This is a genomic window from Terriglobus sp. YAF25, assembly GCF_052113305.1.
GTDB lineage: Bacteria > Acidobacteriota > Terriglobia > Terriglobales > Acidobacteriaceae > Terriglobus.
In genome coordinates this window covers 1-7,952 of the sequence record NZ_JBFRCY010000143.1, presented here as the reverse complement: position 1 = coordinate 7,952, position 7,952 = coordinate 1, and the positions used below count along the sequence as shown (strand labels likewise).

The 7,952-nt window shown below is 57.4% G+C and carries 5 protein-coding genes; 4 read left to right on the top strand and 1 reads right to left on the bottom strand.

The window, feature by feature from the left end:
• Nucleotides 1–1,175: SOS response-associated peptidase family protein (locus tag AB4043_RS08060; RefSeq protein ID WP_442306821.1), on the bottom strand; the 1,175-nt coding region annotated here is incomplete at its 3' end.
• A 93-nt stretch (nucleotides 1,176–1,268) separates the two neighbouring features.
• On the opposite strand from AB4043_RS08060, the gene AB4043_RS08055 reads away from it, so the two are divergent.
• The 4 genes from AB4043_RS08055 to AB4043_RS08040 all read left to right on the top strand — a co-directional run bounded on the left by AB4043_RS08055 (nucleotide 1,269) and on the right by AB4043_RS08040 (nucleotide 7,299).
• Complete coding sequence (locus tag AB4043_RS08055; protein WP_442299672.1) at nucleotides 1,269–1,493, top strand: DUF3606 domain-containing protein; 225 nt, start codon at nucleotides 1,269–1,271, stop codon at nucleotides 1,491–1,493.
• Between the two features lie 79 nt (nucleotides 1,494–1,572).
• The gene (locus tag AB4043_RS08050) at nucleotides 1,573–2,583 is read left to right on the top strand and encodes a recombinase RecA (protein ID WP_442299673.1); all 1,011 of its coding nucleotides are present in this window, start codon (nucleotides 1,573–1,575) and stop codon (nucleotides 2,581–2,583) included.
• Nucleotides 2,580–4,091: a DNA polymerase Y family protein gene (locus tag AB4043_RS08045; RefSeq protein ID WP_442299674.1), complete on the top strand. Its 1,512-nt coding sequence runs from the start codon at nucleotides 2,580–2,582 to the stop codon at nucleotides 4,089–4,091. Before AB4043_RS08050 ends, AB4043_RS08045 begins: the two co-directional genes overlap by 4 nt.
• A complete protein-coding gene (locus AB4043_RS08040) occupies nucleotides 4,084–7,299 on the top strand; it encodes a DNA polymerase III subunit alpha (RefSeq protein WP_442306820.1) in 3,216 nt (1,071 codons plus the stop codon). Before AB4043_RS08045 ends, AB4043_RS08040 begins: the two co-directional genes overlap by 8 nt.
• Nucleotides 7,300–7,952 lie beyond the last annotated feature (653 nt).

Below are 7,952 nucleotides of genomic sequence, written 5' to 3'. Positions count from 1 at the left end.
GTCATGCGGTCATGAATCGGGGCCATCAGCTCGTTTGGCTCCCCGGTCAGAACAGCGAACGTCTTTTCCCAATGATCCGTCTTCGGATTCTTCCAGAGCTTCCAAACGGCGGCCATACCGAACGGATGCTGACCGGGAATCGTGAACTCATACTTTGGTTTCTTCTTACCTTTCTCGGCTTCCTTCCATTCGTAGATGGCATCGCCAGGCAGAATGCACCGTCCCGTGAAAAAAGCGTCTTTCCAGAACTTCGACCGCTCGATGCCTTCTGATCGTGCATTGAAGAGCAAGCGGTCGGGCAGCTTGAACGCCCAGCGCATGAGCTCGATCTGTCGTTCGCCATCGTCGTTGGTGTAGATGACAGGCTGCATGGACTGGGGGCGCAGGTCGTCTCCTTCATCGAAAACGCTCTCGTCCAATCCTGCGTTGACATGAAATGYCGTCGCAATACGCTGCTTGTCTGATCCTCGTTTGAACCGTCCGCACATGCTGTAGTAAAGATCGCGCCCACGATAGAAACCGATGACGAGTGAATCGAAGCCGTGTGTACCAGGGACGTAGCCGCCAATCACAAACTCCTGCCCAAGATTGACACGATGTTTCGACCACAGGCCGGTCCGCAGACCTGGTTGGTAAATGCTGTCAGTGCGCTTGGCTACGATCCCTTCCAATCCGTGAGAGCGAACGAACTTCAACATCTCAGTAGCGGTTTGGTCGGATACTTCCGAGAGCGCCACATGATCGGCAGGTGTGATGACGGAGCGCAGGATATTGCGCCGCTCGGCAAGCGGCAGCATCGTTAGGTGACGATCCCGAAGCACCAGAATGTCGAAGGCGTAGTAGATGATGTGCTCTTCGGCGGAGCGGAAGTTCTGAAGCATATTGAAGTTCGGCTTTCCGTCCGGGCCGAGGGCGACCAGCTCACCGTCAATCACGGTGCCTTGCGGAACCCGATGGAGCGCTGATGCGATATACGGAAACTTGGCATTCAAGACGTTCTCACGGCGCGAATACAAGGTCGTCTCGGTCCCGGCACGGACGACCTCCAGACGATAGCCGTCTAGCTTCAGTTGATACGTCCATTCCGGCCCCTCTGGGACAGTGGAGACCGGCAGGCATTCCATCGCTTCGATGAAAGCGACCATCCGCGCTCGCGATGGTGGTTTTTTGACCATTCCGACTCCCTCAAAGGTAAGTACAACCTCGCGTTCGCGAAGGCTTTCTTATCGTCAGATGCTTTCTCTCCTGAGAGATAGCCGGAGGTTGAAATGGCAGATGACAAGAACAATCGTGGTCCGGCAGACCGGGCCAGAGTCAATATCCACGAGGCGTACGAAGTGGAGTATTGGAGCAAGGAATTCGGTGTGACACCGGCTAAGCTCCGGGAATTGGTCGGCAAGCATGGAGTCATGGCTGCGGACGCTCGGCAAGTAAAACGGTGTGGGCCTAGGCCCACACCCAAGAAAGTTTCTCCTTCTAATTGTTGTACTTAGCTTCTGATTGCCACGCTTTTAGTGCAAGCGGCGCTTGACTGGCACCACTCTAGATAGGCGAAGATATGGCGAAGACGCTATGACTTCGTCCTCCAGTCTTCGGGTACAGATCGAAAGCGCCCTGGCGCACAAGATGCCATCGGCTCTGACTCCGCGTGCGCGTGTCGTCCGTCCTACGACACCCACCGGAATTCAGGCGGTAGATGCGCTTCTGGAGGGCGGTCTGCCGGTCGGCGCCCTGACGGAGATCGTTGGGCCGGAGAGTTCCGGGCGAACATCGCTTGCTCTCTCTTCTGTCGCGAAGCTCACGGCAGGGGGCAAGGTCTGTGCCTGGGTCGATGTCGGCGACATGCTCAAGCCGGAGTGCGCGGCGGCTGCGGGGATCGCTTTGCCGTATCTGCTTTGGGTGCGTTGCGGCATCTTCCGCGAAAGTGTCCACACGGCGCCGGTTCGTTTTGAACTGCCGCAAAGTTGTTTGGTGCGTCCTGAGCCGATCAAGGGTCTGCATGGTGGAGGGTGTGGTACACATCCCCGCCAAGAATCGAAGAGCGTAGCTCGGGCGCTCGAAGGATTTTTCGGAACGGAGAGGCCGAATAAAGATCCCGTTGCTAGCGCACCTTCAAAAGCATTTGGCCATACGGTACGACCGGCACAAGACGCTCGATCTGCCGCGCCCCTTTCGCCATGGGCGCGTATTGAACAGGCGTTGAAGGTGACCGACCTGTTGTTGCAGGGCGGCGGCTTCAGTGCAGTGGTGCTGGATATGGCAAGCCTGCCCGCGAAGTACACCAGCCGGATTCCTCTGGCGCATTGGTTCCGCTATCGTGCTGCGGCGGAACACTCACGTTCCAGTGTCCTTTTGCTTTCGCAGCACGCCTGCGCGAACAGTAGCGCAGGACTAGTGCTTCACCTCGACGGATGCAGTGAATCATCGCAACGGAAAACGGTGCTGACCGCAGGCACACATCGGCTACAGGTTCATCGCCAGCGCTTCATGCAGGAAAGCAATGTCATTCCTATGAAGAAGCCGGTAACGAAGATTACGACGGCAGAGTGGGAGACACATGCAGCGTGGGCGGGACGCCGATGAAAGCGCCTGAACTCTACGCCGCGCTCTATGTAAGAGAGTTTCCAGCACAGGCAGCCTTGCGCCTGCGGCCTGCACTGCGAGAACAACCCTGCGCGGTTCTGGACGGCATTCCACCAAGTGAGTTTGTGTGCGCGATGAACACCAAGGCGCGGGCTCGCGGCGTGCGGCATGGCATGACGCGCGTGGAAGTGGAGACCATCTCATCGGTCATTGCGCTGGCACGAACGCCACAGGAGGAAGCACACGCGCAGACGATCGTGCAGGAAGTGGCCGGAGGCTTCACGCCGCGTATCGAAACACGTACCTTCGAACGTGCCTTTCTGTGCGTCCTCGACATCAGTGGAACGGAGTCACTGTTTGGACCCCCCCGACAACTTGCGCAAGAACTCCTGAAACGAATCCGTTCGCTAGGCATGGCGGCCACGATTGCTGTGAGTGGGAACTTCCATGCGGCGTGGTGCATGGCGCGAGGCATGTCAACAAAAGCTGCAATCACTGTCCTCCCGCAAGAGAAAGAACGGGACGCACTCGCACCGCTACCCCTCGCCGTGCTCGAACTGAACGAAGCGCAGATGTCTACGCTTTCGTCGTGGGGTATTAGCACGCTGGGCAAACTCGCAACGCTTCCTGAAAAGAGCTTGATCGCACGATTGGGTCAAGAAGGAAAACGCCTGCACCAGTTGGCCGCTGGCGAGCTTCCACACTTGTTTCAACCGGGGGAAACACCGTTCACCCTGCGCGAAGAGATGGAGTTGGACAATCCCATCGAACTGCTCGATGGCCTGCTCTTTCTGTTGAATCTCATGCTGGAGCAGATAATCCGCCGCGCTAGTGATCGCATCCTCGCGCTGGCATCGGTCTCTGTTTCTCTCGCACTTGAAGGTGGAGCGACGCACACACGCACCGTGTCTCCGCCCTCACCCACCAATGAACGGTCTCTCTGGCTGAAGTTGTTGCAGATGGAACTTGAGGTGCATCCGCCGCAAGCCGCTATCCTGCATGTCGTGCTTCAGGCGGAGTCTGGACATATCAGTAAGGTCCAACTCGGTCTGTTCTCTCCGCAGTTACCGGAACCTGGGCGACTTGAAGTGACATTGGCACGCATTGCCAAGATCGTAGGCGAAGATGCGGTGGGACAAGCCGTGTTGCGAGACACGCATCAACCGCGCGGCTTTCGCATGGAGCGGTTCCGAGTGCCCACTACGATGCCAGCGCCTACAGAGGTCGATGTAGTGCGTATCGCGTTACGCGAGCTGCGGCCATCTGAACCTATCGCAGTTCAACTCAACTCTGGAATGCCTTTCAGTCTTCGATTCCGCAATGAGCCCTACCGTGTGGACGCGGCCTATGGGCCATGGGTCATCGGGACGGACTGGTGGAATCAGGAGCATTGGGGACAAGCCCAATGGGATCTTGTCTTGGCAGACGCGAGTGATACGAAGCTGCGTTGCTGCATCATCCGCGACCTCAAACAACACTGCTGGCAGATGGCAGGGTTCTATGACTGAGTACGTCGAACTTCACAGCGCGAGCGCCTTCAGCTTTCTGGAAGGGGCATCCCAGCCCGAAGCCCTGATCGAACGAGCGACTGAGTTGGGGATGCACTCGCTGGCCCTGACGGATCGAAACGGAGTCTACGGCTCGGCACGTTTTCATACGGCGGCGAAGCGCGCTGGATTGCAGGCCCATGTGGGCGCGGAAATTGCCGTCGCCAGTCTTGGTCCAAGGCTTGCGCCGCCAAAGTGGTTGCCGCATCAATTCGGCATCGAACCCGCGCGTGTCTCTCTGCTTTGCGAATCGCAGACCGGCTATCAAAACCTGTGCCAGCTCACGACGCGGTTCAAGCTGCGGGAGAAAGGCAAAGCCGAGGGCTCTGCATTACTTCGCGATCTTCAGGAGTTCTCCGAAGGTCTGATCTGTCTCACTGGAGGCGATGAAGGGCCATTGGCCGCCGCACTCGTCAAAGGTGGTGCGGAGGCAGGCCGGGAGACGCTGGAGAAGCTGATATCCGTCTATGGTCCGCGCAATGTGTACGTCGAATTGCAGCGGCACCAGGAGCGTGAGGAGGAATGGCGGAATCAGGTTGCGATTGATCTCGCTCAATCTCTCAAGCTGCCGGTCATAGCAACGAACGGCGTTCGCTACGCCACGGCCTACGAACGTGAGGTGCTTGACCTCTTCACCGCGATTCGACATCACACCACGCTTGACCATGCGGGACGCCTGCTGGCGGTCAACGGGCAGCGTCATCTTCGCTCCCCGCAGGAGATGGTGAATCTCTTCCGCGATGTGCCGGGGGCAACCAACAACACCCTGGAACTGTCGTCGCGCCTCGAATTCCAGCTCGACAATCTCGGTTATCAGTTTCCCGCGTATCCGGTGCCGCCCGGCGACACGATGGACTCCTTTCTGCGCAAGCGCGTGGAAGAGGGCGTCATCCGCCGCTATGGCCCGAAACGAAATGCCGATCTGATGGCACGAGCGCGTAAGCAGGTGGAGCACGAACTCGCGCTCATTGCGAAGCTGGGCTTCGCTGGTTACTTCTTAATCGTTTGGGACATCGTTCAATTCTGCAAGCGCAACGGAATTCTCATTCAAGGCCGTGGCAGCGCCGCCAACTCGGCCGTCTGCTATGCGCTCGAAATCACGGTCGTTGATCCGGTCGGGATGGAACTGCTGTTTGAACGATTCCTGAACGAGAGCCGGAACGAATGGCCGGACATCGACCTCGATCTGCCCTCGGGCGACAAGCGCGAACAAGCAATTCAATACATCTACGAGCGCTACGGTGAACTCGGCGCAGCGATGTGCGCCAATGTCATCACCTACCGCGGGAAGTCTTCTGCGAACGAAGTAGGAAAGACCCTGGGCTTCGATCGCGAAGCTCTGCGGCGCCTGTCCGGGCTTGTAAGTCATTTCGAGTGGCGCGGCCCTACGGACACGATGGCGCACTCGTTCGACAAGGCGGGATTCGACATCTCGAATCCACGCATCGCCAAGTACCTCGAACTCTGCACACGCATTCAAGACCTGCCGCGCCACCTCGGACAACACTCCGGGGGCATGGTGATCTGCCAAGGTCAACTGAATCGGGTCGTGCCGTTGGAACGGGCGTCCATGCCAGGCAGGACGGTGATTCAGTGGGACAAGGAAGACTGCGCCGACATGGGGATGATTAAGGTCGATGTGCTCGGCCTGGGCATGATGGCCGTGCTCAAAGACTGCACCGAACTCATCCCCGAGCATTACGGAGACCAGATCGACCTCGCGCAGCTCCCACAGGATGATCGTGTGTATCGCACGCTGCAACGTGCAGACACCATCGGCATGTTTCAGGTGGAGTCACGCGCGCAGATGGCATCGCTTCCGAAGAACTGCCCGGAAAAGTTCTATGACCTCGTGGTGCAGGTCGCCATCATCCGCCCCGGCCCCATTGTGGGAAAGATGATGCACCCGTATATCCGGCGACGCCAGGGTATCGAGCCGGTGACGTATTTACATCCGGCACTCGAAAAGCCGCTGAAGCGAACCAAAGGTGTCCCGTTATTTCAAGAACAGTTGCTCATGATGGTGATGGCGATCGCGAACTTCAGCGCATCGGATGCCGATGAACTGCGACGCGCCGTTGGGATGCGTCGGTCCTGGCAACGCATGAAGAATCTGGAGTCGAAGATGCGTTCCGGCATGACARCGAACGGTATCGCTCCTGAGGTACAGGAGCAGGTCATTGAGCAAATCGGTGCTTTCGCTCTGTATGGCTTCCCGGAATCTCATGCTGCGAGTTTTGCGATGATCGCGTATCAGTCCGCGTACATCAAGGAACACTACTTGGCGGCGTTCACGGCTGCGCTCCTGAACAATCAACCGATGGGCTTCTACAGCGCCGCTGTAATTGTGGAAGATGCGCGACGGCATGGCCTACGCGTGAAAGCCATCGACGTGCAGGTCTCCGATTGGCAATGCTCGATAGAGCATGAGGCTGACTTCAGCAAGTCATTGCGGCTTGGTCTCGGATATGCCAAGGGACTAAGGAGGCACATTGCCGAAGCATTGGTGAAGGCCCGCATGGAGGGCGGAGCCTTCCGCTCGATAGAAGATTTGACCCTGCGTGTGCCATCCCTGAGTCGTGGGGAGCTGGCTCTGCTTGCTCGCATCGGAGCACTCAATCAACTGGAGGGAGTGGCACRTCGCCGTGATGCGCTATGGCAGGTGGAGCGAGCGGGCAAACTCGAAGGGCCGCTCCTACGACAGCAGAGTGATTGGCTCAAAGAAGAGGACGCAACGTTGCCGCTCGATTCAATGAGTGATGAGGAGAGATTGGTCGCGGACTACGCGGGCATGGGACTCACGGTGGGCCACCACCCGATGCATTACCGACGCAAAGAGCTGCGATGCCGGGGCTTTCTGACAGCCACGGACCTGCAACGCAAACGAACGGGAGAATACGTGCRGACGGCTGGACTGGCGATTGTGAAGCAGAGACCCGGCACGGCGAATGGGATGGTCTTTATGTCCATCGCGGATGAGACGGGCATCTTCAATGTGATGGTCACGAAAGAGTTCTTTGAGCGTAATCGTGAGACGGTCGTCCTCTGCAAGTTCATTAGCCTGGAAGGTCCGCTCCAAAACGAAGGTGGAGTCGTCCACGTACGCTCCACGCGCATGTCTCCGTTGCCGCAGCGGGGATTGGAGGTCGAATCGCATGACTTCCACTAATGGATCGCGCGTGGGCGGCTTTCGGAAAGAAGTGGATCAGGAGCGATTAGGACCGACCCTAGCAATCGCCGCCAGTCTTGTTCTGGGAATCAGAACTGCGAAGTGGCCTGCAACCCATAGCGAGGGTTTGTCCGATTCAGATTGGGATAAGGAGATTGAGCACAGCGTGCGAATCGCGAGAACTGTGCTTTCGCATCTGACGACGAGGCATCCTGAGTTGTTTCGTGCCCGCGAAGTACCTTGGTATGTGGCGACGGATGAAGATGCCCCACGGTAATGAGGACAGGAGTAAAGGTAATTTACAGAGCAATGTCGAGATAAACATTTGCAATCTGATTAGACTCTTTCTCTATCAGAATGTGCCCATCACAACGTGTCGTAAGGACTCTCCTAAATTTGTTCCCCGGCCAAGTGACACCTCGGGCGTGCTTGGCGTAATCATGTTCTTGGCTCTGATGAACGAGATTCTTATCCGAGAGAAGGATCAAGTCGGGTGAGCAGTATCTAAATACAGTTTCGCAATAGCCTGCATGCCGTCCGTGATGAGATGCGATGAAGATCGACGTTCTCGAAAGACATGCGCGAAAAGACGCATCTTGTAAAAGAGCTTCCCACCCGTCTGACTCCAGATCGCCTGGGACCACAATGCCAAA

Coding starts and splice junctions, on each gene's coding strand:
- AB4043_RS08045 (WP_442299674.1), top strand. CDS start 2,580: ATGAAAGCGCCTGAACTCTACGCCGCGCTCTATGTAAGAGAGTTTCCA.
- AB4043_RS08055 (WP_442299672.1), top strand. CDS start 1,269: ATGGCAGATGACAAGAACAATCGTGGTCCGGCAGACCGGGCCAGAGTC.
- AB4043_RS08050 (WP_442299673.1), top strand. CDS start 1,573: ATGACTTCGTCCTCCAGTCTTCGGGTACAGATCGAAAGCGCCCTGGCG.